Source organism: Nitratireductor aestuarii, from assembly GCF_014641695.1.
Classification (GTDB): domain Bacteria; phylum Pseudomonadota; class Alphaproteobacteria; order Rhizobiales; family Rhizobiaceae; genus Chelativorans; species Chelativorans aestuarii.
In genome coordinates, this window is the sequence record NZ_BMIF01000001.1 from 141022 (window position 1) to 166313 (window position 25292).

The 25292-nt window shown below is 60.7% G+C and carries 24 protein-coding genes and 2 tRNA genes; 12 read left to right on the top strand and 14 right to left on the bottom strand.

Annotation, left to right across the window (positions count from 1 at the left end; all coding sequences use genetic code 11):
* Positions 1–55: 55 nt before the first annotated feature.
* The 10 genes from IEX27_RS21265 to IEX27_RS00790 all read right to left on the bottom strand — a co-directional run bounded on the left by IEX27_RS21265 (position 56) and on the right by IEX27_RS00790 (position 9521).
* Positions 56–640, bottom strand: coding sequence for a hypothetical protein (locus IEX27_RS21265; RefSeq protein WP_244630169.1), 585 nt, complete (start codon positions 638–640; stop codon positions 56–58).
* On the bottom strand, positions 613–1251 hold the full coding sequence (locus IEX27_RS21270) for a hypothetical protein (RefSeq protein WP_244630170.1): 639 nt from the start codon (positions 1249–1251) through the stop codon (positions 613–615). The genes IEX27_RS21265 and IEX27_RS21270 overlap by 28 nt, the downstream gene beginning before the upstream one ends.
* Positions 1252–1306: 55 nt before the next feature.
* Positions 1307–2650: a PDDEXK nuclease domain-containing protein gene (locus IEX27_RS00755; RefSeq protein WP_188719021.1), complete on the bottom strand. Its 1344-nt coding sequence runs from the start codon at positions 2648–2650 to the stop codon at positions 1307–1309.
* Complete coding sequence (locus tag IEX27_RS00760; RefSeq protein ID WP_151576299.1) at positions 2647–3888, bottom strand: tyrosine-type recombinase/integrase; 1242 nt, start codon at positions 3886–3888, stop codon at positions 2647–2649. The genes IEX27_RS00755 and IEX27_RS00760 overlap by 4 nt, the downstream gene beginning before the upstream one ends.
* 154 nt (positions 3889–4042) lie before the next feature.
* Positions 4043–4726, bottom strand: a complete 684-nt coding sequence (locus IEX27_RS00765) for a JAB domain-containing protein (protein WP_244630171.1) — start codon at positions 4724–4726, stop codon at positions 4043–4045.
* A gap of 120 nt (positions 4727–4846) precedes the next feature.
* The gene (map, locus tag IEX27_RS00770) at positions 4847–5683 is read right to left on the bottom strand and encodes a type I methionyl aminopeptidase (protein WP_188719022.1); all 837 of its coding nucleotides are present in this window, start codon (positions 5681–5683) and stop codon (positions 4847–4849) included.
* Positions 5683–6384 carry a DNA/RNA nuclease SfsA gene (sfsA, locus tag IEX27_RS00775; protein WP_188719023.1) on the bottom strand — a complete coding sequence of 234 codons (702 nt, stop codon included), beginning with the start codon at positions 6382–6384 and terminating at the stop codon, positions 5683–5685. The genes map and sfsA overlap by 1 nt, the downstream gene beginning before the upstream one ends.
* 10 nt (positions 6385–6394) lie before the next feature.
* Positions 6395–7702: a homoserine dehydrogenase gene (locus tag IEX27_RS00780; RefSeq protein WP_188719024.1), complete on the bottom strand. Its 1308-nt coding sequence runs from the start codon at positions 7700–7702 to the stop codon at positions 6395–6397.
* A gap of 127 nt (positions 7703–7829) precedes the next feature.
* Positions 7830–9044 carry an LL-diaminopimelate aminotransferase gene (locus tag IEX27_RS00785; RefSeq protein WP_188719025.1) on the bottom strand — a complete coding sequence of 405 codons (1215 nt, stop codon included), beginning with the start codon at positions 9042–9044 and terminating at the stop codon, positions 7830–7832.
* Between the two features lie 99 nt (positions 9045–9143).
* Positions 9144–9521, bottom strand: coding sequence for a hypothetical protein (locus tag IEX27_RS00790; protein ID WP_188719026.1), 378 nt, complete (start codon positions 9519–9521; stop codon positions 9144–9146).
* A gap of 67 nt (positions 9522–9588) precedes the next feature.
* Here IEX27_RS00790 and IEX27_RS00795 point away from each other — a divergent pair, with 67 nt between their 5' ends.
* From IEX27_RS00795 to recJ, 6 genes are all read left to right on the top strand, one after another.
* Positions 9589–11427 carry a PHA/PHB synthase family protein gene (locus tag IEX27_RS00795; RefSeq protein WP_188719027.1) on the top strand — a complete coding sequence of 613 codons (1839 nt, stop codon included), beginning with the start codon at positions 9589–9591 and terminating at the stop codon, positions 11425–11427.
* 294 nt (positions 11428–11721) lie between these two features.
* A complete protein-coding gene (locus IEX27_RS00800) occupies positions 11722–12738 on the top strand; it encodes a D-Ala-D-Ala carboxypeptidase family metallohydrolase (protein WP_188719028.1) in 1017 nt (338 codons plus the stop codon).
* 80 nt (positions 12739–12818) lie between these two features.
* Positions 12819–12893, top strand: a tRNA-Glu gene (locus IEX27_RS00805).
* 177 nt (positions 12894–13070) lie between these two features.
* Positions 13071–13145: transfer RNA gene (locus IEX27_RS00810), tRNA-Glu, on the top strand.
* 337 nt (positions 13146–13482) lie between these two features.
* Positions 13483–14460, top strand: coding sequence for a class II fructose-bisphosphatase (gene glpX / locus IEX27_RS00815; RefSeq protein ID WP_188719563.1), 978 nt, complete (start codon positions 13483–13485; stop codon positions 14458–14460).
* Positions 14461–14515: 55 nt separating this feature from the next.
* Positions 14516–16321: a single-stranded-DNA-specific exonuclease RecJ gene (gene recJ / locus IEX27_RS00820; protein WP_244630172.1), complete on the top strand. Its 1806-nt coding sequence runs from the start codon at positions 14516–14518 to the stop codon at positions 16319–16321.
* Here recJ and IEX27_RS00825 read toward each other — a convergent pair.
* From IEX27_RS00825 to folE, 3 genes are all read right to left on the bottom strand, one after another.
* Positions 16318–17310, bottom strand: coding sequence for a patatin family protein (locus tag IEX27_RS00825; RefSeq protein WP_188719030.1), 993 nt, complete (start codon positions 17308–17310; stop codon positions 16318–16320). The genes recJ and IEX27_RS00825 overlap by 4 nt on opposite strands.
* A gap of 80 nt (positions 17311–17390) precedes the next feature.
* On the bottom strand, positions 17391–17804 hold the full coding sequence (gene hisI, locus IEX27_RS00830) for a phosphoribosyl-AMP cyclohydrolase (protein ID WP_188719031.1): 414 nt from the start codon (positions 17802–17804) through the stop codon (positions 17391–17393).
* 2 nt (positions 17805–17806) lie between these two features.
* Complete coding sequence (gene folE, locus IEX27_RS00835; protein ID WP_188719032.1) at positions 17807–18472, bottom strand: GTP cyclohydrolase I FolE; 666 nt, start codon at positions 18470–18472, stop codon at positions 17807–17809.
* A 220-nt stretch (positions 18473–18692) separates the two neighbouring features.
* Between folE and IEX27_RS00840 the strand changes: the two genes are divergently transcribed.
* The 3 genes from IEX27_RS00840 to thrS all read left to right on the top strand — a co-directional run bounded on the left by IEX27_RS00840 (position 18693) and on the right by thrS (position 21566).
* Positions 18693–19142, top strand: coding sequence for an iron-sulfur cluster assembly scaffold protein (locus tag IEX27_RS00840; protein ID WP_188719033.1), 450 nt, complete (start codon positions 18693–18695; stop codon positions 19140–19142).
* A 4-nt stretch (positions 19143–19146) separates the two neighbouring features.
* Complete coding sequence (gene yidD, locus IEX27_RS00845) at positions 19147–19482, top strand: membrane protein insertion efficiency factor YidD (protein ID WP_244630173.1); 336 nt, start codon at positions 19147–19149, stop codon at positions 19480–19482.
* A gap of 104 nt (positions 19483–19586) precedes the next feature.
* Positions 19587–21566, top strand: coding sequence for a threonine--tRNA ligase (gene thrS, locus IEX27_RS00850; RefSeq protein WP_188719035.1), 1980 nt, complete (start codon positions 19587–19589; stop codon positions 21564–21566).
* 68 nt (positions 21567–21634) lie between these two features.
* Here thrS and IEX27_RS00855 read toward each other — a convergent pair whose 3' ends face one another.
* Positions 21635–22654 carry an RgsD C-terminal domain-containing protein gene (locus IEX27_RS00855; RefSeq protein WP_188719036.1) on the bottom strand — a complete coding sequence of 340 codons (1020 nt, stop codon included), beginning with the start codon at positions 22652–22654 and terminating at the stop codon, positions 21635–21637.
* A 28-nt stretch (positions 22655–22682) separates the two neighbouring features.
* On the opposite strand from IEX27_RS00855, the gene IEX27_RS00860 reads away from it, so the two are divergent.
* The 3 genes from IEX27_RS00860 to IEX27_RS00870 all read left to right on the top strand — a co-directional run bounded on the left by IEX27_RS00860 (position 22683) and on the right by IEX27_RS00870 (position 25260).
* A complete protein-coding gene (locus IEX27_RS00860) occupies positions 22683–23270 on the top strand; it encodes a nitroreductase family protein (RefSeq protein WP_188719037.1) in 588 nt (195 codons plus the stop codon).
* Between the two features lie 136 nt (positions 23271–23406).
* Positions 23407–24549 carry a DUF2336 domain-containing protein gene (locus tag IEX27_RS00865; protein WP_188719038.1) on the top strand — a complete coding sequence of 381 codons (1143 nt, stop codon included), beginning with the start codon at positions 23407–23409 and terminating at the stop codon, positions 24547–24549.
* Positions 24550–24606: 57 nt separating this feature from the next.
* The gene (locus tag IEX27_RS00870) at positions 24607–25260 is read left to right on the top strand and encodes a glutathione S-transferase family protein (RefSeq protein ID WP_188719039.1); all 654 of its coding nucleotides are present in this window, start codon (positions 24607–24609) and stop codon (positions 25258–25260) included.
* Positions 25261–25292: the final 32 nt, after the last annotated feature.

Consider the following 25292-nt stretch of genomic DNA (forward strand, 5'->3'; position numbering starts at 1 on the left):
CGGATCGACGGCGAAGCCGCGGGCCTTGGTTTCGCTCTCGGTCCAGCGCGCGGGGTTAGTCGAAGTCTGGGTCTGGATACCGCTCTTCGATCACATAGCGCATGATGTTCCACCAAACGTTCTCGATCGTGTAGTCCGTCGGGTTCATTTTACGCGGTACCCACTCGTCAAGGCTTCTTGCCATCCGAACGTGCCCGGAAGCCTTGATCTCTGTCTCCCTCTCGGGGGGCTTGCCCGATTTGACGGAGAGATTGGTGACGTTGAGCGTGGTCGGATCGTATTCGAGAGTTGCCTGCAGGAAATCGCCTTTCTCGGTCAGCGGATGAGCCGTCGTATGCGCGAGAAGGGCCTTCTGCAGTTTGTCTCCCATGGCGATGTAAGGTTCTAGGAGGCCGTCCGCCTGCAGGCCCTGGCGCCAACGATCGTGTGTGTCGAGCGCGGTCGGAAAGTCGCCCCAATGGAAGTCTGCTCTCCCCCCGAAGGTGATTTTCCCGTAGCCATCAACATGATCGCGCAGGTCATCCATCAACTCGAGGGCGCGCCGCGGATCCTTCTCGGTCAGGACCGCGTCGATGGCTCCCAACACTTCCTCCATATCGAAGACGATCTTTCTTAGCTCTTCCTTTTGCTCCACGAACATCTTCGGGATTTCGCCGATGGGGTTTGGGAGTGGAAGTGTCCAGGAAATTCGATGTCGTCTTCGCTGAAACGCCGGTACGGAATGTTGAGCTGGTCTAAGAAGGCGGCCGACTGGTAGTAGGTCTGGCTTTTCAAGCTATGTTCGATCTGATCGAGCGCGAGTTTGCGTGCTTTAACGCGAAAGGCCTCCTGGAGCGCGGTAGTGCCGGCGATGTAGCTTTCGGGTGAATGGCTGGTGCTGATCGATAGCGTATCGACTATCTGTCGCGCCGATAGGAGATACATTTCTCCATCGTCCTCTTTTCCGACGTGGAGAAGTGCGAAAAATCCCTCAAGCGGAGCTCCGCCGGCGTCAACGACATAGCTCTTGGGGATGTGGTGTGTCGTGCGCCGATCTTGGAAGTATTTGGCTTGGATTACGCCGACGCGAGGCGGAACCTTGTCAGTGAATCTTTGTGTGGTGGTGCGGCGTTGTATGAGGAAGTCGGCGCCGTCGGTGTCAACGCTCCGCTCAAGGACCCAAAATCGGTCTATGAGGAAGGAGCGCGTGCGTGCTTCGCCGACGGCACCGTTTTCCATAATCTTGAGCCAGGTCGGCCAACTGTCTTCCACGAGGTAGGTCCTATGCTTCTATGAGAATCGCGGCAGATGGGTGCGCGTTGGTGTTTCATCCGTCGGCGTTCAGTGCCTTGAGTTCGGCAAGGAACACCGTGCCGATGTCCACGGCCCGTTTCGCCGCCTCCGAGTCGACGTCCACGCCGTGCGAGGCTGCGTTCATGGTTTGCAGCGCGCCGAGCATCTGCTCAGTGCTGGCCGGCACCGCCCCGTGTCGGCGTAGGTCGCGCAGCATGTTCATGATGCCGACGGGCCGGTCGAAGACGACGCCTCTCTTCTCGGCGAGGTCGCGCACCGCGCGCTCGATTTCGATACGTAGCTTGACCACAGACATCAACGGGAACTCTCTGGCAAACTCCGCTACCGTCGGGAGGTCTTCCTCGAGCTGGGGCGGGAGCGCGGCGGAGAGCTGATACTGGGCCACCCCCATCGGCTTACTGGAGTCTCGCAGGGCGTATTCGACGATCACCTCGTTGCGCCCCTTGCACAGGATGATGCCGATGGTCGGTTTGTCGTCAGGATGGCGCAATTGCTCGTCCACGGCCGACAGGTAAAAGTTCATCTTTCCTGCGAACTCAGGTTTGAAGTCCTCGATCTTCAGTTCGATCACCACGAAGCAGCGAAGGCGCAGATGATAGAATAGGAGATCGAGGTAATAATCCTGCCCGCCGACTTCGAGGTGATATTGGCTGCCGACGAATGCGAAGCCCTTGCCGAGTTCCAGGATGAGAGAGCGTAGATGCTCGATCAGGCCGCGTTCGAGATCACGTTCTAGCATCTCTGGGCCAAGCGAGAGGAAGTCGAATGTATAGGGGTCTTTGAGGATCTGCTGCGCAAGCTCGGATTGCTCGGCCGGCAGGGTCCGCGAGAAATTGGTGAGTGCACTGCCTTGCCGGGCGAAAAGGTTGCTGTCGATCTGGTGGACGAGGACGTTACGACTCCACCCGTGTTCGATAGCCTGCCTAGCGTACCAGGTGCGTTCCTCGCTTGTTTTGAGGGCGTCGAGAAGGCGGACGTTATGGCCCCAAGGCAAAAGTGCAACAACCTGTTGCACGAATTCGCCGTCGGGCCAGGCTTCGGCGAAGGCCCGCATATATTTCAGGTTTCGGGCTGAGAGTCCCGTCATTTCTGGAAAGGCCAGGCGAAGATCGCCAGCCAGGCGGTCGATCACCCTGGCGCCCCAACCCTCACGCTCCTGTCGGTCTAGGATATCGCGGCCGATGGTCCAGTAGAGGACCACCAGCTCGCGATTGATCGACAAGCTAGCCCGGTGACGTGCCGCGGCGATCTTCTGTTTCAGATCACCGACGAAAGCGGTGTAACTCTGTGCGTCGATTTCGCTGGCGGAATCGGGTGTCCTTGTGCGGCGAGGGGGCCTCGGCGGCTGTGAGGTCATGCGGCCGCCTTCAAGCGCTTTTTAGCCAGCATGGTGCGGACGAACTTGTCCCATTTCGCCATGCCGGCGCGCTTCTCGACCATGTAGTGCCAGCGGTCGTAGTGCTTGGAGCTGACGTCTTGCAGCGCATGGTTCTGGAGGCGATCGCGGATTTCCTTCGGCACGCCCGCCTTGCCGGCGAGTGTTTTGAAGGTGCGGCGAAGATCGCGGTTCGTCGCATAAGGAATTACGCCACGGTCCCGCTGACGCCAGACGAAGCTATAGAGCGTACCGTGGCTGACGGGCTTCTTCGGGTCTTTGGCTGAGGGGAAGAACCAGCCATATTCATTCGGCTTGATCGACTCGATCAACTCGGCGGCGAGCAAGGGCACGGGGACGGCGTGAGGCTGTTCGTTCTTGGTCTTGGACCAGTCGATGATTCGCTCCTTGGCGTCCCACTGATCGACATGGAGTCGCGCGATCTCTTCGACGCGCTGGCCGGTCAGCATGATGAGCTGCACGGCGCGTGGATAGGAGGGATGAACCGGCGTATCGGGGCGCTCCAGCCAGCGATAGAGCTGCACGAACTCGTCTTCGTCGAGCCAGCGCGTGCCCTGGACCTTCGGTTCGGTGGGAATGCCCGTCGCCGGATTGAAGGGAAGTCGGAAGCGACGAGAGGACTGCTGCCGATAGTCGTTGTCGGACTTCATGCCCCAGCTAAAGGCGGCATGGAGGTAGGAGCGAACATGGTCGGCCATCGACTTTGCGCCGCGCTCGTAGATCGGACGGATCAGCTCGATGATTTCCTCGGCCTCGATCTCGCGGGCGAGGCGGTTGCGTCCGAGCGTATCAGCGATCTTGTTGAGGCCCTTTTCCGTTTCCTTCCAGGATGGCTTGCCCGCATCCTTGAGCGCAGCGACATAGCCCTCGAACAGATCAGCGACGGTGCCGGGGCGGGTGTCGGTGGCGATCTTGATGCTGCGCCCCTTCTGGATGACGTCCGCAAAGTCGCGCTTGTAGATTTCGCGGGCCTGCGCGAGCGACATTGAGGGATAGGCGCCTATCTTCTTCTTGGTGCGTTTGCCATCCCGCCATTGCTGAGCCATCCAATCAGCAGTGACACGCTTCGGCATGGGCTTGAGAACGAGGACGAGACGGCCGGTGCCGCGCCCTTCGCCATCGGCGAGGTTCTCCTGCTTACGACTGATCTCGACGCGCTTCAGCGCATGTCGGATCGCGGTGTCGGTCAGGGCTGGCATAGCGTTTCCTCCTTTCCGGAACTGGGATCGGTCGAGGAGAAGCAGGGATCGCTAGCTGGGAGCGGAAGGCCGTTATCTACCCCTTTTACAGCCCCCAATTTGCCAAAACCGTCCCCACTACGCAATCCCCAAAAATTGCAATTTTGTCAGTGTTTCAATGTGCTTGTGCGTGATCCAGCGTGATCGAAAGGGGGGTAGTGGGGTGGTTATGGACCAGGATCAGCGCGCTTGCCGATAGCTCCAGCGCCCGCCGCATCACCTCGCGCGGATAGACCGGCGTATGGTCGACGGTGCCCACCTGCTGGCATTCGTCGCGGATCAGGCAGTTCTTCTTGTCGAGGAACAGGATGCGGAACTGCTCGCGCTCCTCGAATGCCATGGCCGCCTTGCAATAATCCAGCACCTGCGACCAGGAGGAAAGCACCTGCTTTCCGCGCAGTTCGTTGCGCAGCATGCGCTGGGCGATAGCCGCGACGAGCTTGATATCCTGAGCGACCGCCTCGCCAACGCCAGATATTTCCACCAACCGCTGCGGCGATGCGCCGACCACTTCGGCCAGCGAGCCAAGCGTCGTCAGCAACAGCTTGGCGAGTGATTTCGTGTCAGCTCTGGGGATCGACCTGAAGAGGAGCATTTCCAGAAGCTCATAATCCGACAGGGAATCGGCGCCCGCTTCGGCAAAACGCGTGCGCAGCCGTTGTCGGTGCCCTTCGTGAAGCTTCCTGCCTGCGGAACTGGATTTTCTCCGTACCCCCCGCACAACCTTGTCAGCCGGCTGGCCGAGTGGTTGCATCGTTGCTTCAGCGAAGAAGTGCCGTTCGTCGTCTCCGTCTGACATAGCTGTACCCCCTCAGCCACACATGCAATTTAAAGCATACGCACACGAAGAATAACAGCCTATGGTTGTATTTTCTTGTAAAGAAAAAGCGGCTTCACCAACCCGTGAAGCCGCCTCTGATTAGCCTTCGAGAGGCGGCAGTCCCGGACGGTCAAGCCCGGCTGGCGACAGTGTGAAGATCTCGCATCCGGTCTCGGTCACGCCCACGGCATGCTCGTACTGGGCGGTGAGCGAGCGGTCACGCGTTACGGCAGTCCAGCCGTCCGCCAACACCTTCACGTGCGGCTTGCCGAGATTGATCATCGGCTCGATGGTGAAGATCATGCCCGGACGCATTTCCGGACCTTCGTCCCGCTTGCCATAGTGCAGGATATTCGGCGCGTCGTGGAAGATCCGTCCGACGCCATGGCCGCAGAAGTCGCGCACAACGGAGCAGCGCTCGGCTTCTGCATAAGACTGAATGGCCGCACCGATTGCCCCAATGCGGGCGCCGGGCTTCACCTCGGCAATACCAAGCATCAGGCACTTGTGCGTGACTTCGAGCAGTCGCTCGGCAGCCCGCTTGATCTTGCCCACGGGATACATGCGGCTTGAATCGCCGTACCAGCCGTCCAGCACATAGGTCACATCGATGTTGACGATGTCGCCTTCGCGCAGCGGCTTGTCATCCGGAATGCCGTGGCAGACCACGTGATTGATCGAGGTGCAGGTGGATTTGGTGTAGCCGCGATAATTGAGCGTCGCGGGGAGGGCGCCATTGTCCATCCCGAACTCGAACACGAAACGGTCGATTTCGTTGGTGGTGACGCCGGGCTTCACGATATCCACGAGCTCATCGAGGCAGCGTGCCGTAAGCTGGCTTGCCTTGCGCATACCCTCGAAATCGCTCTGCTTGTAGAGCCGGATCTGTCCGAGGTTGCGCAACGGGGCAGTATCGGCGTCGAGATAGGTGACCATTAGAATTCCATTTCGATTAGACGATCGGGAACGATCTCGTCAGCACTGATGTGGCAACCTAGCACAAAAGCTTCAACCCCTGCACGTCTTGCGCGCTCGAAAGCCGCACAATATGCCGGATCAAGATCCGAGCAGAGGCTAAAGCGGGTGCAATCGGTCCGCTGTACAATATAGAGCATGATCGCACGGCATCCCGCCTCTCGGACGGCTGCCAGCTCATCCAGATGTCGTGCGCCACGCTCGGTTACCGTGTCGGGAAATTCCGCCAGACCCGGCGTGCGCATGAAGTGGACGTTCTTCACCTCCACATAGGCAGGCGGCCGTTCCGGGTGCTCCAGCAGAAAGTCGATGCGCGACCTGGTGCCGTAGCGCTGCTCGGGCTTGATCGTCGGATACTCGCCAAGATCATCGACAAGCCCTGCACGAATGGCTTCAGCGGCAAGCCTGTTGGGCAGGTTGGCGTTGATGCCGACCCATCCGCCGTCGGCTTCGACCATCTCCAGCGAGTAGGCGTACTTGCGTGTGGCGCTCGGCGAATGGACGAGCAAAACGCGAGATCCCGGCTCGGTCAGCCCCAGCATCGATCCCGTATTCGGGACCGACACCGTCATTTCAGTACCGTCTGGAAAAAGCACATCTGCCAGAAAGCGCTTGTAGCGGCGGATCAGCCGTGCTTCGACCAGTGGAGATGGAAACTTCATGCCTTTGAACTCAGGCGGCCCGCTCTATGCGGATGACCTGAGGCTTGTCGGCAAGCAGTCCGTCATTGGTGATGCGCTCGACCGCATTGCGCACGGCAAGTTCCGTGGTCTCATGGGTGACCATGATGACGGTCTTGTACTCCGCCGCATCCCCATGCTGGACAATGGATTCGAGCGAGATCTCGTTCTCGGCCATACGGCTGGCAATCGAGGCGAAGACGCCAAGACGGTCATGCACGGTGAGGCGGATGAAGTAGCCGCCCTCGTGCGAGCGCATGCGCGCGCGCTGGTAGGGTGCAAGCTCCCTGGCGGGACGACCGAACACCGGACCATGCTGGAAGCCCGGCCGGCTTTTCGCGATATCAGCCAGGTCGCCGATCACGGCGGAAGCCGTGGCATTGCCACCGGCGCCCGGACCGGAGAGCAGCAGCTCACCCAGCATGTCGGTCTCGATGGCAACCGCATTGGTCACACCATGAACCTGCGCGATCACCGAGGAGGTGGGTACCATCGTCGGATGGACGCGCTGCTCGATGCCGGTCTCCGTGCGCTGGGCAACGCCCAGGAGCTTGATGCGGTAGCCGAGGTTCGCGGCCGCCTTGATGTCGGCGGGCGTGATGTTGGAGATGCCTTCGAGATAGATGTCCTGCGCGGAGATCTGGCAGCCGAAGGCAAGGCTTGTCAGGATTGACAGCTTGTGGGCCGTGTCGTGACCCTCGATGTCGAAGGTCGGATCGGCTTCCGCGTAGCCAAGGCGCTGTGCGTCGGCAAGACACTCCTGGAAGCTCATGCCTTCTGCTTCCATCCGGGTCAGGATGTAGTTGCAGGTGCCGTTCAGGATGCCGAAGACGCGGCTGACCTGGTTTCCGGCAAGCGCCTCGCGCAGCGTCTTGATAACCGGGATGCCACCGGCCACCGCCGCTTCGTAGTTGAGCAGCAGGCCGTTTTCTTCGGCGATCTGAGCGAGCTCGACGCCGTGCTTGGAAAGCAGCGCCTTGTTGGCGGTCACGACATGCTTGCCGGACTCTAACGCAGCCTTCACCGAAGCCATTGCCGGACCGTTGTCGCCGCCGATAAGCTCGACGAACACGTCGATCTCGGGCGAACGGGCGAGTTCGACCGGATCGTCGACCCACTGGATCTGGCTGAGATCAATGCCGCGATCGCGCGTGCGATCGCGGGCACTGACAAGGATGGTAGTAATGGGACGGCCGCATTGCCTCTCGAGCTCGCTCTTCTTGTCGGCGAGCATTCTGACTACGCTGGTGCCTACTGTTCCGAGACCGGCAATTCCAATGCGCAATGGTGCGGCGGCCATACTTCCCTAGACCTTTCTGGAGCAGTTCCTGTCCGTCGATGCGTCAGAAATCTGCTCAAATCTTCCTTGTTGAACAAGTCACGGCCGGAGCCATGACTTGCTTTACTGGTTGCGTGACCTGGTGCGATCAGCGGCTTGCAGCGAGCGGAACGACGTTGCCTTCGCTGGGATCCGAGGCCAGGAACCGCTTGATATTGCGGGCAGCCTGACGGATCCGGTGTTCGTTTTCGACGAGTGCGATACGCACATATTCGTCGCCATGCTCACCGAAGCCTACACCTGGAGCGACGGCAACATCCGCCTTTTCCAGAAGCAGCTTCGAGAACTCGAGCGAGCCGAGGTGGCGGAACTTCTCCGGGATCGGGCTCCACGCGAACATGGTCGCGGGCGGAGGCGGAACGTCCCATCCGGCGCGGCTGAAGGAGTCGACGAGCACATTGCGGCGACGCTTGTAGATCTCGCGAACTTCCTCGATCTCGCCACCGTTCGAGTTGAGCGCGGAGGTGGCCGCAACCTGGATCGGCGTGAATGCGCCGTAGTCGAGGTACGACTTCACGCGGGCCAGTGCCGCGATCAGGCGCTCGTTGCCGACCGCAAAGCCCATGCGCCAGCCCGGCATCGAGAAGGTCTTCGACATGGAGGTGAACTCGACGGTCACATCCATCGCGCCCGGGACCTGGAGCACCGACGGGGGCGGTGTGTCATCGAAGTAGATCTCGGCGTAGGCGAGGTCTGACAGGATGATGATCTCATGCTTGCGGGCAAACGCCACGACGTCCTTGTAGAAGTCGAGGCTTGCGAGGCACGCCGTCGGGTTCGACGGATAGCTGAGGATCATCGCCACCGGCTTCGGGATCGAATGCTGGACCGCACGCTCCAGTGCCGGGATGAACTTGTCATCCGGCTCAACCGGGATCGAGCGCACGACGCCGCCCGACATGATGAAGCCGAACGAATGGATCGGATAGGTCGGGTTCGGGCAAAGCACGACGTCACCGGGAGCGGTGATCGCCTGCGCCATGTTGGCGAAGCCTTCCTTGGAACCGAGAGTCGCGACGACCTGCGTATCCGGGTTGAGCTTCACGCCAAAACGGCGCGCATAATAGTTGGCCTGAGCCTTGCGCAGACCGGCAATACCGCGAGAGGCGGAATAGCGATGGGTGCGCGGGTCGCGTACGACTTCACACAGCTTGTCAACGATGCTGGTGGGCGTCGGCAAATCCGGATTACCCATGCCAAGATCGATGATGTCGGCGCCACGCGCTCGCGCCGCCGCCTTGAGCTTGTTGACCTGCTCGAAGACATATGGCGGTAGCCGACGGATCTTGTAATATTCTTCCATGGTGGTTTTCCAGATTTAGTGGATTGCCGGGAGGTCATACACCTGTTCGCACGGGTGGTCGATAGCCAGAAACGCTCAAAGAGATCAACTCATAAAGAGTTATTGCCCTGATTCGATCGTGCTCAGCGTCTGCTCCTGGCTCTCCCGGGCAAGCCGTCGAAGCCGGTCGGCCTCCGACACCGATGCGGCCCGCGGGCCAGACGCCACCCCGCGCTTGGCGGAAAGCTCGTCGATGAGCTGCTTGCGCTCGTCCGCGCTTATCTGATCCGCTGCCGGCTGGATAGCCACATTGAGGTTCGGATAGTCCCGCACGCCCTGCGTTTGCTGGGTTTGCGGGGCAGATGATGTGCTGACCGTCTGGGATCGAGGCGCCGCGTCCTCCATATTCATGCTGGAGCACGCCGCCAGCATCGGGCAAAGTGAAGCAGTTATAAGGGAAATCAGTGAAAACTGTCGTATCCCGGTGGAGTTCTTCATATATTCATCTCTGTTCATAGCCCCGCAGTTGGGTCTAGAGTGACACAAAAAGGACGTTGAGCGAAGTATGGAAGGCGCACGAGGTAGCGAAAGCGGGAAAGACCCTCAGCATACATCGCTGGACCCTTTTCAGGTGAAAGATCCGAACAAGCTCGCCATCAACTTCGCCTATATGCTCGAAGAGGTTGGCAAGGTCGCCGGAACCTGGGCGCGTGCCCGCGAAGACGCTGAACCGGACGCTCCTGTTTCTGGCCCGATCTCCGATCTGCTCAATACCTTTCTACAGGTTTCCGAATACTGGCGCGCCGACCAGACCCGCGCAATCGAGGCACAGACCCGCCTGGTCTCCACCTTCCTCGACATCTGGACGAATTCCATCAAGCAGCTGGGAGGCGAGGACGAAGAGAATCCTGTCCGCTTCGAACCGGCGCGCGGCGACAAGCGCTTCAACGATCCCGACTGGGAGCGTCATCCCTTCTTCCGCTTCCTGAAGCAGGTCTATCTCGCGACCGCCCAGTGGGCGGAGGAAATGGTCGAGCAGCCCGACAATGTGGACGAGGAGCTGAGGCAGAAGGCCCGCTTCTATGTCCGTCTGGTGATGGACGCCGTCTCTCCATCGAACTTTCTCCTTACCAATCCGGTAGTGGTGCGGGAAACGCTTGCATCGAATGGCGAGAATCTCGTCCGCGGCATGCGCATGCTGGCTGAGGATCTCGCTGCGGGCAGGGGGCAGCTCAGGCTGCGCCAGACCGATGCCACCAGGTTTACCGTCGGCAAGAACATAGCCGCGACGCGCGGCAAGGTGGTGGCGCGCAACGACCTGGCCGAGATCATCCAGTACGAGCCGCTGACGCCCACGGTCTATAAGCGGCCGCTACTTATCGTGCCGCCATGGATCAACAAGTTCTATGTGCTCGATCTGAGCCCGGAGCGCTCATTCGTCCGCTGGGCGCTGGAGCATGGCCACACGGTTTTCGTCGTTTCCTGGGTCAATCCGAACGAAAGCCACGCCGAGCACGGCTGGGAAGACTATGCCAGCAAGGGCATCGACTTCGCGCTGAAGACGGTTGAGGAGTGCACTGGCGAGCGGAAGGCCAATGTCGTGGGCTACTGCATCGGCGGAACGCTTCTTACAGCAAGTCTTGCAGCCATGGCGCAGGAAGGTGATGACCGCGTTGCCTCGGCGACGTTCATGGCGAGCCAGGTCGACTTCAAATATTCAGGCGACCTCAAGCACTTCGCCACCGAACAGCAGATTGCAGCCCTTGAGAGCGCGATGCAGGCGAGAGGTTACCTCGACGGCCTGACCATGGCGAACGTCTTCAACATGCTGCGCTCGCGCGATCTGATCTGGCCCTATGTGGTCAACAATTATATGCGCGGGAAGGAGCCGATGCCGTTCGATCTGCTCTACTGGAATTCCGATTCCACGCGGATGACGCCTGCGAACCATGTCTATTATCTGCGCACCTTCTACCTGAACAACGATCTGGCCGAGGGCAGGGCGACGTTGCGCGGCAAGCGCCTGTCGCTCGCCGACATCAAGCTGCCCGTCTATCTGATCTCGGCCGCGGAAGATCACATCTCGCCTGCAAGGTCCGTCTTCGAAGGTGCCCGGCTCTTCGGCGGTCCCGTGGAGTTTGTCATGGGCGGCTCCGGCCATATCGCCGGCATCATCAACCCACCCCACGCCAACAAGTATGAGTTCCGCACAGGTGGCGTGACGGGAGGGGAGACCTTCGAGCAATGGCGCGCGACCGCCAATGTGACGCCTGGTTCGTGGTGGCCGCACTGGCAGTCCTGGCTCGCTGCTCAAGATGAGGAAAGAGTAGCTGCGCGGACTTTGGATCCGCACAAAACCTATCTCGGAGATGCACCCGGAACCTATGTTCTGGCGCGCGACTGAGCCTTCGGAAACACTGGAATATAATTGATCATATCATAACCAATTGCCAAATAAGCGGCTTTTGGGTACCAGTTCTTGATTGCTTGATTTGGGCAGTTGTATTTCCGTTTGTTTGCGGCAGAGGTTTTTCCTGCTGCCTACGGTTTCCGAGGGGTATGATTATTGTTTTTGGATGAACCGGCACGTGCCGGCCAACGGAACAATAGCAAGCAGGTTTCCCGGCGCGTCTTGAGCGTTGTCTTTGCTTGTGGTCTGACCGCTTCCTGTTCGACAGCATCTGATTTCGGGACGGCCATGGGTTTCACTGAACTCGCCCGCGCTGTCCGTGCCGATCAGAATACAGATGGTGGGACGGATGCTGCCCGCGCTCCGGCGGGAGAAGCTGTCGCAGCCACGTCCACTCAATCTGCTGCCCCTGAGGTCGTGGCCGTTGCCGAACCGCCCGTGCGACCCGAGGCACGAATTCCGGAAGCCGCCGAAGCGCCAGTGGCAGCTCCTGCAGTGGAAGCAGCTGTCGCTGCGGCTGAGGATCGTCCGAGCGAATCTCCAGTAGCCGCAGAGACAGAAGCAAATCCAGAACAGAAGCGGGGGTTCTTCGCCTCGCTGTTTGGCCGATCTGACGAGCCGAAGAGCGATTCGACAGACAACGCAGACGCTGAGCCCAAGTCTCAAGAGAAAAGCGAGCCCAGACTGGCCGCCAAACCTGCTGAGCAGCCGGTAGCCCAGCCGGTCAAGCTCACGTCTTTCAGCTTTGAATCACCGGCTCCGGTCGAGAAGAAGATCATCATCGATTCGTCATCGGTGGCGAGCGCCTACACGGCAAACGCACTGCCGGGCGTGCGCGCCAGCAGCGAGCTCTTCGACATCGTCCGCAAATCCGGTGGATCGGATGACAGCGACGTGGATCTCTATGAGGAGGAGGGCAGCTATCAGGTTGCCTCGGCCACTGGTCTTGCCCGCCTGGCGCCTCACGGTCTGCTGAGGCAGCGGCCGGATGTTAATACCTCCTGCTTCAAGCCCGGGCTCGTCCGCATTCTCAAGACGATTGAGCGCCACTACGGCAAACCGGTCCTCGTAACCTCGGGCTATCGCAGCCCTGCACACAACCGCCGGGTCCGCGGTGCACGCAAGTCCGCGCACATGGATTGTGCTGCAGCGGATATTCAGGTTGCGGGCGTAAGCCGTTGGGAACTGGCGCGATTTGCCCGCTCACTGCCGGGTCGTGGTGGAGTGGGAACCTACTGCCACACGGCTTCGGTGCATGTGGATGTCGGCGCCGAACGAGACTGGAATTGGCGCTGCCGAAGGTAACTTAACAAAAAAAATTGGCAGACGGCAAAAACGGGCTTGCCGACTGAAAACAAGCCACCTATAAGCGCCACATCTTGAGCGCGCCCATCGTCTAGCGGTTAGGACAGCGCCCTTTCACGGCGCAGACAGGGGTTCGATTCCCCTTGGGCGTACCAAGATTTTTCCCCCAGAAATCATCGGTATGCAGTTCAAGACAGACTTGTCGGTTCTGTGCAAGCTACCTCAGCACGTCGTCAAGCGACACATTGTCCAAATCGTGGAAGATGATGTTTCCGGCTTGGCGGGGGCTTGCCGACTCAAAACAAGCCACCTATAAGCGCCACATCTTGAACGCGCCCATCGTCTAGCGGTTAGGACAGCGCCCTTTCACGGCGCAGACAGGGGTTCGATTCCCCTTGGGCGTACCAAGATATTTTCCTTAAAATCAAGTAGTTACCAGCTGTTCTACGACAGTTTCCTGAACGTCGTCTGGCCTCTCTCGCTCGGAACACCTGCGCTCTGGCACCGTGTTTGTTGTTGCAGTCAGGAACCCTTGTCTCTCAGGCGCATTCATGCGCGAGCGCACCTGACAGGTGCGGCTTGCCAGCACCTCTTGAAGGATCAAATCGGTTCGAATCTATTCAATCGATTCAGTCAGTTAATCCCGGTCTGGCACCCCTTGCCCTGTCACATTAACGCTGCCAGAAGAGGGTAAATCCAGCAGAAAGCTGGAAAATCCATACAGTGGAGACGAAGATGACCATTATGCCGAAGGCGCCGACCGCCGGGCTCGACCGTATCCTCACGCTTGAACTGGTTCGCGTGACCGAGAGGGCCGCCGTGGCTGCAGCAAGGCTGCGCGGACGCGGCAACGAGAACGACGCCGACCAGGCTGCCGTCGATGCGATGCGTTCGGAACTGAACTGCCTGCCGATCCGCGGCACTGTGGTGATCGGCGAGGGCGAGCGCGATGAAGCCCCGATGCTTTACATCGGTGAAGAGGTTGGTCTGGGCGAGGGGCCGGAAGTGGACATCGCGCTTGATCCGCTCGAAGGCACCACCATCTGCGCGAAGAACCTGCCGAATTCGCTGGCCGTGATCGCCATTGCTGAGCGCGGCAGCCTGCTCTACGCACCGGACGTCTACATGGAGAAGATCGCGGTCGGCCCGGGCTATCCGGCTGGCATCGTGAGCCTTGATGCGCCAGCTGCGGAAAACATCAACAACCTGGCCAAGGCCAAGGGCGTGCCGGTTTCCGAAATCACCGCCTGCATCCTCGACCGACCGCGCCATGCCCGCCTGATCGAGGAAGTGCGTGCGACCGGTGCCTCCATCCGCCTCATCGGCGACGGCGACGTTGCCGGCGTGATCCACACGACCGACCCGGACAACACCGGCATCGACATCTACATGGGCATCGGCGGTGCGCCCGAGGGCGTTCTGGCGGCTGCGGCTCTGCGCTGCATCGGCGGCCAGATGCAGGGCCGTCTTGAGCTGAACACGGAAGAGAAGATCGCCCGTGCAGCCAAGATGGGCATCAACGATCCCAAGAAGATCTACACCATGGAAGAGATGGCGCAGGGCGACGTGCTCTTTGCCGCAACCGGAGTGACCGACGGCAACATGCTCTCGGGCGTGAAGTTCGCGCGCGACTACATCGAGACCCACACGATCGTCATGCGTTCGTCCTCCAAAACGGTCCGCGAGATCAAGGCACGTCACCAGGATCTGGAAAAGTTCTGATTTCTTTTCCTTCCAGGCTTGCAAACTTCTATCATCCGGTCCTTCAAGGGATCGGATGATAGAAGCGAGACAAAACTTGGACGGCGAAAAGCGCTACTTTCTCGATGTACGGAAATCTGCACGGGGAATGGCGTGGGAGCACAGGCTCAGCCTGCGCGGGGAAAACACGGCTCTGGCCATAGCGCAAAGCTATGGGATGCCTGACATCGTGGCCCGTGTCCTGGCTGGCCGCGGCATTGAACTGGAAGAAGCAAAGCGCTTCCTCGACCCGACCATCCGGGACCTTCTGCCCGATCCCCTGACACTCACCGACATGGAAGCTGCGGGCGACCGCATTGTGCAGGCGATTCTGCGCAAGGAGCGAGTCGCAGTCTTCGGTGACTATGACGTCGACGGCGCTGTTTCCTCGGCTCTCCTGAAGATTTTCCTCCGCCACTATGGCGTCGAGGCTGACGTCTACATTCCAGACCGCATCTTCGAAGGCTACGGCCCGAACCCCGCTGCCATGCGCGAGCTTGTACAACGCGGCGCCAGGCTCATCATCACGGCGGACTGCGGCACCAACAGCGCTCCCTCGATTGCTGCCGGGCGCGAAGCGGGCGCCGATGTGGTTGTGCTCGATCACCATCAGGTGGGTGGACCGCTTCCCGACGTGCCGGTCGTCAATCCGAACCGCGAGGATGATCTTTCAGGGCAGGGGCATCTCTGCGCGGCGGGCGTCGTCTTCCTGACGCTTGTTCAGGTCGCGCGTGTCCTTCGCCAGCGTCTGCCGGGAACCCCGCAGCCCGATCTTCTCTCGATGCTCGATCTGGTGGCGCTCGCCACGGTCTGTGACGTCGTGCCATTGATCGGCGTGAACCGAGCCTTCGTCGTGAAGGGCTTGATGGCCGCCCGCCAGATGCGGCGGCCGGGATTGGCTGCACTGGCCCGTGTTTCGCGCATCGGCGAGCCGCTCAATTGCTACCACCTGGGCTTTCTGCTTGGACCGCGCATCAATGCGGGCGGTCGCATTGGCAACGCCGCGCTGGGCAGCACTCTGCTTGCGGCAACTGCGCCCGAAGAAGCGGATACGATCGCAGAGACGCTCGACCGGCTGAACCTTGAACGGCAGGCGATGGAAGCAGAGATGCTCGCGCAGGCCCGCGCCGAAGCCGATGCCGAGCTACTGAGGGGCGAAGGTCCCGCCGTGCTCGTCACCGCGAGCGACAGATGGCATCCAGGCATCGTCGGCCTCATCGCCGCGCGGCTGAAGGAGCATGCCCGCCGTCCGGCCTTCGCTATCCACTTCGATGTGAATGGCGTCGGCACCGGTTCTGGGCGTTCGATTCCGGGCTTCGACCTCGGTCGCATGGTGCGGGCTGCGGTGGACCAGGGGCTTCTGGTCAAGGGCGGTGGCCACGCGATGGCTGCCGGCATCACCGTAGAACGCGCCAAGCTCGGTGAACTCCGTGGCTTTTTTGAAGAACGCGCTGGCGTGGAAGTTCGTAACCTCCGCAGCAGCGAAAGCCTGAAGATCGATGCTGCCCTTTCCGCTGATGGTGCGAACTTCAGTCTGCTCGATGCACTGGAGGCTGCCGGCCCCTACGGCTCGGGCCATGCATCGCCCATGTTGGTCCTGCCACGCCACAAGCTTGCCGACGCCAAGGTGGTGGGGAACGGCCATATCCGCGCCGAGCTGCGCAGCATGACAGGCGCACGACTTCAGGGCATGGCCTTCCGCGCTGCCGAGTCAGATCTGGGCCAGTTCCTGATGGCCAATCGGGGCCGTGAGATCCACGTGGCCGGCGGGCTGTCGTCAAACTTCTGGAATGGTTCGAAGTCGATCCAGTTCAAGATCACGGACGCTGCGGCAAGCCGCTAATCTTTCAGCAGCTGGAGCATATCCTTGATCTCGGTGGCGTGTGCTTTGCCCGCCTGGTAGCCGACTTCAATAGCCTCTGCCGCCCGGTGAAACTCCGCAAGACCCAGATTGCCGAGCTTCAGCTGCAGCGTCAGGTCCGGAGGATCCCCCGCGAGCCGTGCCCGCGAGATGCGATCCTGAATGATGTTGAAGGATTCGATCATCACGCCCAGGAGGCCGATGGGCTTGTCCGGCAGGTGCGAACCCCGGTGCACAACCAGCGGATGAGGGGGCGCGGCTGTCTCACCCTCCGGCGTTTCCGGCAGTTCTTCGAGGTCAGCGGCATGGCGGATGACCGCCGCGCGCCCGAAGATGTGGTTGCTGAGGTTCACCGCCACCACCACCTGCTGCTCATAGGCGCGGCACACGGAAACCGGCACCGGATTGACCAGCGCTCCATCGACCAGAACGCGGCCGTTGCAGACGACCGGAGAGAACACGCCGGGCAGGGCATAGGAGGCCCGGATGGCAGTGACGAGCGAACCGCTGTGGAGCCAGATTTCGTGGCCGGTGCGCAGCTCTGCTGCGACACACACGAAGGGCTTGGGCAGGTCCTCGATCTTCAGACCTTCCAGATGCTCGCGCATCCGGTTGCTGAGCCTCATGCCAGCCAGAAGGCCGCTGCCTGAGAAATTGAAGTCCAGCAGTCCGAAGATGCGACGCTTGGTGAGCGACAGCGCAAATTCTTCGAGTTCCGGCAACTTACCGGCCAGATAGCAGCCGCCAACCAACGCACCAATCGAGGTGCCGGCAATCATGTCGATGGGAATTTCAGCTTCGTCGAAGGCCTTGAGGATGCCGATGTGGGCCCAGCCGCGCGCCGCTCCGCCGCCAAGAGCCAGGGCAATGCCCGGTGTCGTTCGCTCGATGGTCTCGGATGGAGGTGGTTCCTGCGAACCGATGCGAATGCTTTTCCAGTTGCTGCCTAGCGGCGACGTCCATTTCGGCATTCATCCTCTCCTCGACACCCGGTGGAAGTATCGCTCCGCCGGGATGTCAAAAGTGTGGAGGCATTAACGCCAACAGGCAATCAGTCTTGCAACACAAGAACTGCCTTGTCGCCTTCAAGCACGACGTTGCGGTAGAAACAGGAGCGGCGGCCGGTGTGGCAGGTGGCATTGTCGCCAGCCACGCGCACGGAAAGCTCGATGGCGTCCTGATCGCAGTCGGTGCTGATACGCACCACATGCTGCACGTTGCCTGAGGTCTCGCCCTTCTTCCAGAGCTGCTTGCGCGAGCGCGACCAGTAGTGCGCGATGCCCGTCTTGAGCGTCAGCGATAGCGCCTCTTCGTTCATATGCGCGACCATGAGCAGGGTGCGGTCATCCGCATCTGTCACGACGGCCGTGATCAGCCCCTTGTCGTCGAACTTGGGCGTGAAGAGAGAACCCTCCTCGAGCGCGTGCTTGTCTGCCGGAGGAGGGGGAAAGAGCGTGTCTGTCATGCTTAACTGCGACGGCCGTTGTTGACGAGGTTGAAGAAGCGGGTCTGCTCCTCCGTATTCATCTTGAACGCCTTGGTAAAGGTCGTCGTGATGGTCGTCGAACCATGCTTGCGGATGCCGCGCATGGACATGCACATGTGCTCGGCTTCGATCATTACGGCGACGCCCAGCGGGTTCAGCACGCTCTGGATCGTTCCGGCGATCTGCGCGGTCAGCGCTTCCTGCGTCTGCAGGCGGCGGGCAAAGATATCGACCACGCGGGCGATCTTGGACAGGCCAACGACCTTGCCGTCCGGCAGATAGGCAACATGCGCCTTGCCGATGATCGGCACCATGTGGTGTTCGCAGTGCGAATGGAACGGAATGTCCTTGATCAGAACGAGGTCGTCATAGCCCGCCACTTCCTCGAAGGTGCGGCCAAGCTCTTCCACCGGGTCGGCGCTGTATCCGCCGAAAATCTCTTCATAGGCCTTGGCGACGCGCTTGGGCGTGTCGAGCAGGCCTTCGCGCTCCGGATCGTCGCCGATCCAGCGCAGCAGCGTGCGAACGGCGGCTTCCGCTTCCTCTCGGCTCGGACGCTCGACGGTCGGCTTAGGGTGGTGAGCTGACACATCCGCAGCCGAATTTTCCTCAGGACGTTGAGGGAAGCTTTTGATAATCGCGTCCATGGCAAGGCGCTCCCGTAGTCCCAGTCGGAGCTGGGACGAGTTGAACGGTACACGGCCTCTCGGAATTCAAGGAACAGACCTTAGTCCAGCCCCAAGTGGCGTGTGGTGGCACCAAGAGCGGTCACCTTCTTGCTCTCGGTCAGTTATAGTTCCTATATAAGGTGACCGAGAAGCAATTGAAAGGATGCATTGTTCGCATCCTGCGTCAGGCAGAACTAAGATGATCAATGAAGTCTATAACGCGAAAATTCTCGCCTTTGCCGGCAATATCGGCAGAACGGGAAGGCTGGAAGCGCCTGACGCGACGGCAACCGCTCATTCAAAATTATGTGGGTCGACCGTGACTGTCGACCTCAAGATGGAAGATGGCGTGGTGACGGACTTCGCTCACGAAGTTCGCGCCTGTGCGCTAGGCCAGGCCTCGTCCTCCGTCATGGCGCAGCACGTTGTCGGCGCAACCGCTGAGGAACTGCGCGAAGTTCGCGAAACCATGCTGCGCATGCTGAAGGAGAACGGAGAGCCGCCCAAAGGCCGCTTCGAGGACCTGAAGTATCTGGAGCCGGTGCGCGACTACAAGGCCCGCCACGCCTCCACCATGCTGACCTTCGATGCGGTTGTCGATTGCATCGACCAGATCGAGAAGAAGAGGGCGGCGGGCGAAGCCGCCTGACGTGATGAGCATCACCCGCCGATCGCGCAACTGGCAGGGTCCCTGGCCAAAGACGCCGGGGCGTCTCTTCGGCACGGGCTTCGTGCGTCTCTACCAGCTGACGCTCTCCGGCTTTGTGGGAAATCACTGCCGGCATTTCCCCACCTGCTCTGAATATGCCTATGAATCAATTGCCCGGTATGGCCTCTGGTCCGGTGGTTGGATGGCGCTCTTCCGCGTCATGCGCTGCGGCCCGGGCGGAACGCATGGCCTCGATCCGGTGCCGCCGACCTTAAGCGAACGGCACCATTGGTGGATGCCGTGGCGGTTCTGGAAGCCGGAACCCAAGCAAAAACCTTGAAACCCTGATCTTTACGAAGCCGGTTTCAGGGGCTACATGGCTGGCTTCATTTGAAACTTGACCACCCGCGCTCGTTGGCGGGACTGGATAAAGGAGCATATTCCATGGCTGAAGCCGTTTCCCTTACATTTCCCGATGGTTCCGTTCGCAGCTACGACGCCGCGATCACCGGCGCCGCTATCGCCGAATCCATTTCCAAGTCGCTTGCCAAGAAGTCCGTCGCCTATGCGCTCGACGGTGAGGTGCGCGATCTTGCCGAGCCGGTTGGCTCCGATGGCAGGCTCGAGATCATCACGCGCGACGATCCGCGTGCGCTCGAGCTGATCCGCCACGATTGCGCCCACGTGCTGGCAGAGGCCGTGCAGGAACTGTGGCCGGGAACGCAGGTGACCATCGGACCGGTCATCGCCAACGGCTTCTACTACGACTTTGCCCGCAACGAGCCGTTCACGCCCGAAGATTTCGCCGCTATCGAGAAGAAGATGCGCGAGATCATCGACCGCAACAAGCCGTTCACCAGGGAAGTGTGGTCCCGCGACAAGGCCAAGCAGGTCTTTGCCGAGAAGGGCGAGGCCTACAAGGTCGAGCTGGTTGACGCCATTCCTGAAGATCAGGACGTCAAGATCTACTACCAGGGCGACTGGTTCGATCTCTGCCGTGGCCCGCACATGGCCTCGACCGGCCAGGTTGGTAAGGCCTTCAAGCTGATGAAGGTGGCCGGCGCCTACTGGCGCGGCGACTCCAACAATCCGATGCTGACGCGTATCTATGGTACGGCTTGGGCGACGCAGGAGCAGCTGGACGCTTACCTGCACCAGCTTGAGGAAGCAGAGAAGCGCGACCACCGCCGCCTCGGCCGCGAAATGGACCTGTTCCACTTCCAGGAAGAAGGCCCGGGCGTCGTGTTCTGGCACTCCAAGGGCTGGAAGATGTTCCAGACGCTGGTGTCCTACATGCGCCGCCGCCTGGCCGACGACTACGAAGAGGTCAACGCACCGCAGGTGCTCGACCACGGCCTGTGGGAGACGTCCGGTCACTGGGGTTGGTACAAGGAGAACATGTTTGCCGTGCAGTCGGCCGGTGATGATGCCGAGGACAAGCGCATCTTCGCCCTGAAGCCGATGAACTGCCCCGGACACGTGCAGATCTTCAAGCACGGCCTGAAGTCTTACCGCGAACTGCCGATTCGCCTTGCAGAATTTGGCACCGTTCACCGCTACGAGCCTTCGGGCGCTCTCCATGGCCTGATGCGCGTTCGCGGCTTCACGCAGGATGACGCGCACATCTTCTGCACGGAAGAGCAGCTCGCCGAGGAATGCCTGAAGATCAACGACCTGATCCTCTCTGTCTACGAGGACTTCGGCTTTGAGGAGATCGTCGTGAAGCTCTCGACGCGTCCCGAGAAGCGCGTCGGCTCCGACGAGAACTGGGATCACGCCGAAGAGATCATGATGCGTGTTCTCAAGCAGATCGAGGAACAGTCTGGCGGCCGCATCAAGACCGGCATTCTGCCGGGTGAGGGCGCGTTCTACGGTCCGAAGTTCGAGTACACCCTGCGTGATGCGATCGGCCGTGAATGGCAGTGCGGCACGACGCAGGTGGACTTTAACCTGCCGGAGCGTTTTGGCGCCTTCTACATTGATGCGAACTCCGAGAAGCGTCAGCCGGTGATGGTCCACCGCGCGATCTGCGGTTCGATGGAGCGTTTCCTCGGCATCCTGATCGAGAACTTCTCCGGTCATTTCCCGCTCTGGCTGGCGCCTCTGCAGGTTGTGGTCGCGACGATCACGTCAGATGCGGACGATTACGCGAAGTCCGTCGTGGCGAAACTCAAGGCGGCTGGGCTTGCCGCTGAGGCAGACCTGCGCAACGAGAAGATCAACTACAAGGTCCGCGAGCACTCGCTGGCCAAGGTTCCGGTCATTCTCGTTTGCGGCAAGCGTGAGGCTGAGGAAAGCTCGGTAAACGTCCGCCGTCTTGGCAGCCGTGACCAGACGTCGATGTCGCTCGACGAAGCGCTGTCGCTGCTGAAGGATGAAGCGACCCCGCCCGATATCCGCCGGGCTCGGGCGCAGGACGCCTGATCAAGAATACGAAAGGCCGGTCTCGCACCGGCCTTTTTCATGAGCTCAGGAAAGCTGCCTCAATCGACCTAATCTATGTAGTCGTAGTCGACGTCGTCTTCGTCTTCATTGTTCGGGTTAAGCAGATCCTGCGGCAGGAGTTCGACATCCTGGTTGCTGCCGGGAATGACGGTCAGGTCTTTCTGGTAGAGGCGATCTCGGTTCTTGGCGATCACCGTGTACTGGCCTTCGGCGAGCACCATGGAGCCAAAGGCGCCGACCGTCTCACGCACCATCTCGCCGCTTTCGTTCAGCACTGACCATGCGGTATCCGCGATGGCCTCGCCGCCGGGTTCACGCACCAGCTTCATGGTGAGCTGCGCCGCGCGGTGCTCCACGGACGCTTCGGTCAGTTCGTTGGCCTCGACGCGGATGTCGGAGCGCACCACGGCATTCACGTTCCCGTACGTTGAGACGATATGATAAGTGCCGGCCTTCAGGCGGACGATCTTGTTCGGCTCGACGTTCGGGATGATCAGCGATCGATCGCCACCGCTTTCGCCGCTTCCATCGTAGATGGAGAAGCGCAGCAGATCGGGCGAAATGCGTCCGCCGCCTGAAAGCACGGCGTCGAGCTTCAGCCCCCCGGCATCCAGCACGAACTGCTCTTCCTTGGAATCATAGCCCACGCGGATGCGCTTGGTCGCGCCTGCACGTCCATAGGCGGCATGCACGAGATAGACACCGGGCTCGAGATCGAATGTGCTCGTGCCACCCTCGGCAGAAGCCAGCAGCGGCAGCTTGCCGCTTTCATCAGGTTCCGGAGCAAAGACCCGCCAGACGAGGCCTGAGGGCACGACAGCTTCGGCGTCCTCGCTGAGCTTCGCTGAAAGCGTGAGATTGCCGCGGATCGGTTCCTGCGCCAGCGGGAACACCGGCGCATAGCCGTTAGCGGGCGGCGCAAAGGTATTTGGCGCAGGTTCTTCCTGGGCGGCAACGAGCCCGGGATTCATCCCGACGAACGCCGCACAACACGCTGCAATGACAAATCGCGATGAAATCCTCATGCTTGCTTTGAACCGCAAGGTGGTGGCAAATTCAAGGCTCATTTTCCGTCCATGAAGTGAAAGGTACAAGGTGGATAAGCCCGTCTTAGACTTCCTGCTTGCGCGTCGTTCTGCTCCCATCCAAGAACTCTCCGAACCCGGCCCCAATGCGGAGGAGATCGAAACGATTCTCCGCGTGGCAACGCGCGTCCCCGACCACGGGATGCTGACGCCCTGGCGCTTCATCCTCTATAGGGGCGAGAGCCGCGTCGAGGTTGGCGAGAAGCTGGCGGAACTGGCCGAAAAGCTGGAGGGACCGCTGAGCGACGCAAGGCGGCAGCAGGAGCTGACCCGCTTTTCCCGTGCACCTCTGGTGATCGGCGTCGTCTCAAGCCCGAAGGAAAGCATCAAGTTCCCTGAGTGGGAGATGTTCCTCTCGGGCGCGATGGTGGCGCTGAACCTCATGCATGCGGCCAACGCACTTGGTTTCGGCACGAACATGATCACCAACTGGTACTCCGACAAGGAGGAGGGGCGCCGCATCCTTGGCCTCGCGCCCCACGAACGCGTGATCGGCTTCGTCCACATCGGCAGCCATCCGCGCAACACGCCGGACCGCCCGCGACCGGACGTTGCTGGCCTGGTGAGCGAATATTCGGGCCCTTGGTCTGAGAGCTGATCGACTTCGAACTCGGCGCGCGGACTTATTCGTGCGCCGCACCTCTTCATGGTGCTGGGTAACCACCCATTAAGGTAAACTCTTCCTATACGATTTGGTCCTATTCTGCCTTCCTGTTAGTGGGGCTTGGACTATCGTGAGCGTAATTGCGAACTTCCTCAGGTGGAGAGAGACGGCACGTGTGCCGGAACGGATAGCTGCGGCTGCAGCCCTGTCGCGCGCCTATATTCAACGCGATCTGACCCTCGAACAGCGCATGGCTGCCCAGGCAGCACTCACGCTTCTGCTGGATGATCCTTCGCCCAAGGTCCGGATCGCCATGAGCGAAGCGCTCTGCACGAGCACCAGGGCGCCGCTTGAAGTCGTGACGGCGCTTGCAGGCGACCAGCACGAGGTGGCGGCTCCCGTCATCCTGCATTCGCCGCTTCTGACCGACAGCGATCTGATCAACATCCTGACCAACACGGCACAGTCCGAAATTCAGGCGGCGGTGGCTTCTAGGGCAGGGCTCTCGCAACGTGTCATCGCCACACTCGCGGACGTGGCCTGTGCCCGCGCCTGCGCTGTGCTTGTCAGCAAGAACAGCGTCCACATTCCAGCCGAAAGCCTGCGTCGGATGATCGAGCGTCACGGGGACGATTGTCATTTACGCTCGCTCCTGCTGAAGCGTGAAGGCCTGCCAGCCCATTGCCGGCACCTGCTGTTGCAGCGTGCGAGCGAGGCGCTGAGCGCGTCACCCTTTGTGGCAAAGATCCTTGGAGCGCAAGGCGCCAGGGCCGTTGTATCAAACGCCCGCAGCGATGCCTCGCTCGCCCTTGTTGATCATGCAAAGCCGACGGACCATGCGCAACTCGTTGCCCGCATGCGTGAGGCAGGCGAGTTGACATCCTCGTTGCTGGTGCGTGCGGTGGCCTATGGCAAGACCGGCTTTCTGGCGGCGGCCCTGTCCTCCGTCACCGGTACTCCAGAAGCCAAGATGAATGCGCTCCTGCAGAAGGGCAGCGCTCGCTCGCTGCTTTCGGTCTTCCGCCAGGCTGGCTTGCGGGCGGTTACACACGAGCCGATCCTGACGGCGCTGAAGATCTGTCGCGATGTGGAAGCTGGCCGCTGCCTGCACGGACCGCAGGAGATCGCCCGCTCCATGCTTGCGACGCTTGAGAAGAGCACCGAAGGTGGCGAGCAGGAGCGCATCGCGCTGGCGTCTCTGTTGCGCCGCATCTTCCTTGAGGAACTCCGCCGCAACGCGCGCAGTGAGGCCTGGGCGCTCGCTGCCGCTTAATGTCGGCGATCTCCTGTGGAAAACGTCCTAAGAAGGACAAGCCAAGGGAGAGTGACGATGACAATCACCATCACCGCATTTGAGGCCTCGCCCGACGAGGGGCAGGGCCTTGCGCGCGACATGCGTGTGCGCTGGGCGCTGGAGGAGGTGGGGCAGCCTTATGATGTCCGCCTGATGTCCTTTGCTGCACTGAAGGAACCGGCGCACCGGGAGCGCAACCCCTTCGGCCAGATTCCTACGTTTGAGGAGGGCGACCTCAAGCTGTTCGAGTCGGGTGCGATCATCCTCCACATCGCGGAACGCTTCGGCGGGCTCCTGCCGCCAGATCCCAATGGACGGGCGAGGGCGATCATGTGGATGTTCGCCGCGCTGAACACGGTCGAACCGCCCATCGTTGAATACGAGCAGACGTCACTCATGGAGCGGGACAGGAGCTGGCACGAGGAGCGTATTCCTCTCATGGAACGCGCCATCGTGCGGCGTCTCAAGTCACTCTCGGTCTGGCTCGGCGACCGTGAATGGCTGGAGGACGAGTTCACCGCCGGTGATCTGATGATGGTGATGGTCCTGCGGCGTCTGGACGGCGACGGCATCGTGGAACGATTCCCGAACCTCGCAGCATACGTCGCGCGAGGAACGGCGCGTCCCGCCTACCAACGGGCCTTCGCCGCACAGCTTGCCGTGTTCAAAAATAGTCAGAGCCGAGCATAAAAAAGTGCCCCGACCAGCGGGGCACTTGGAAA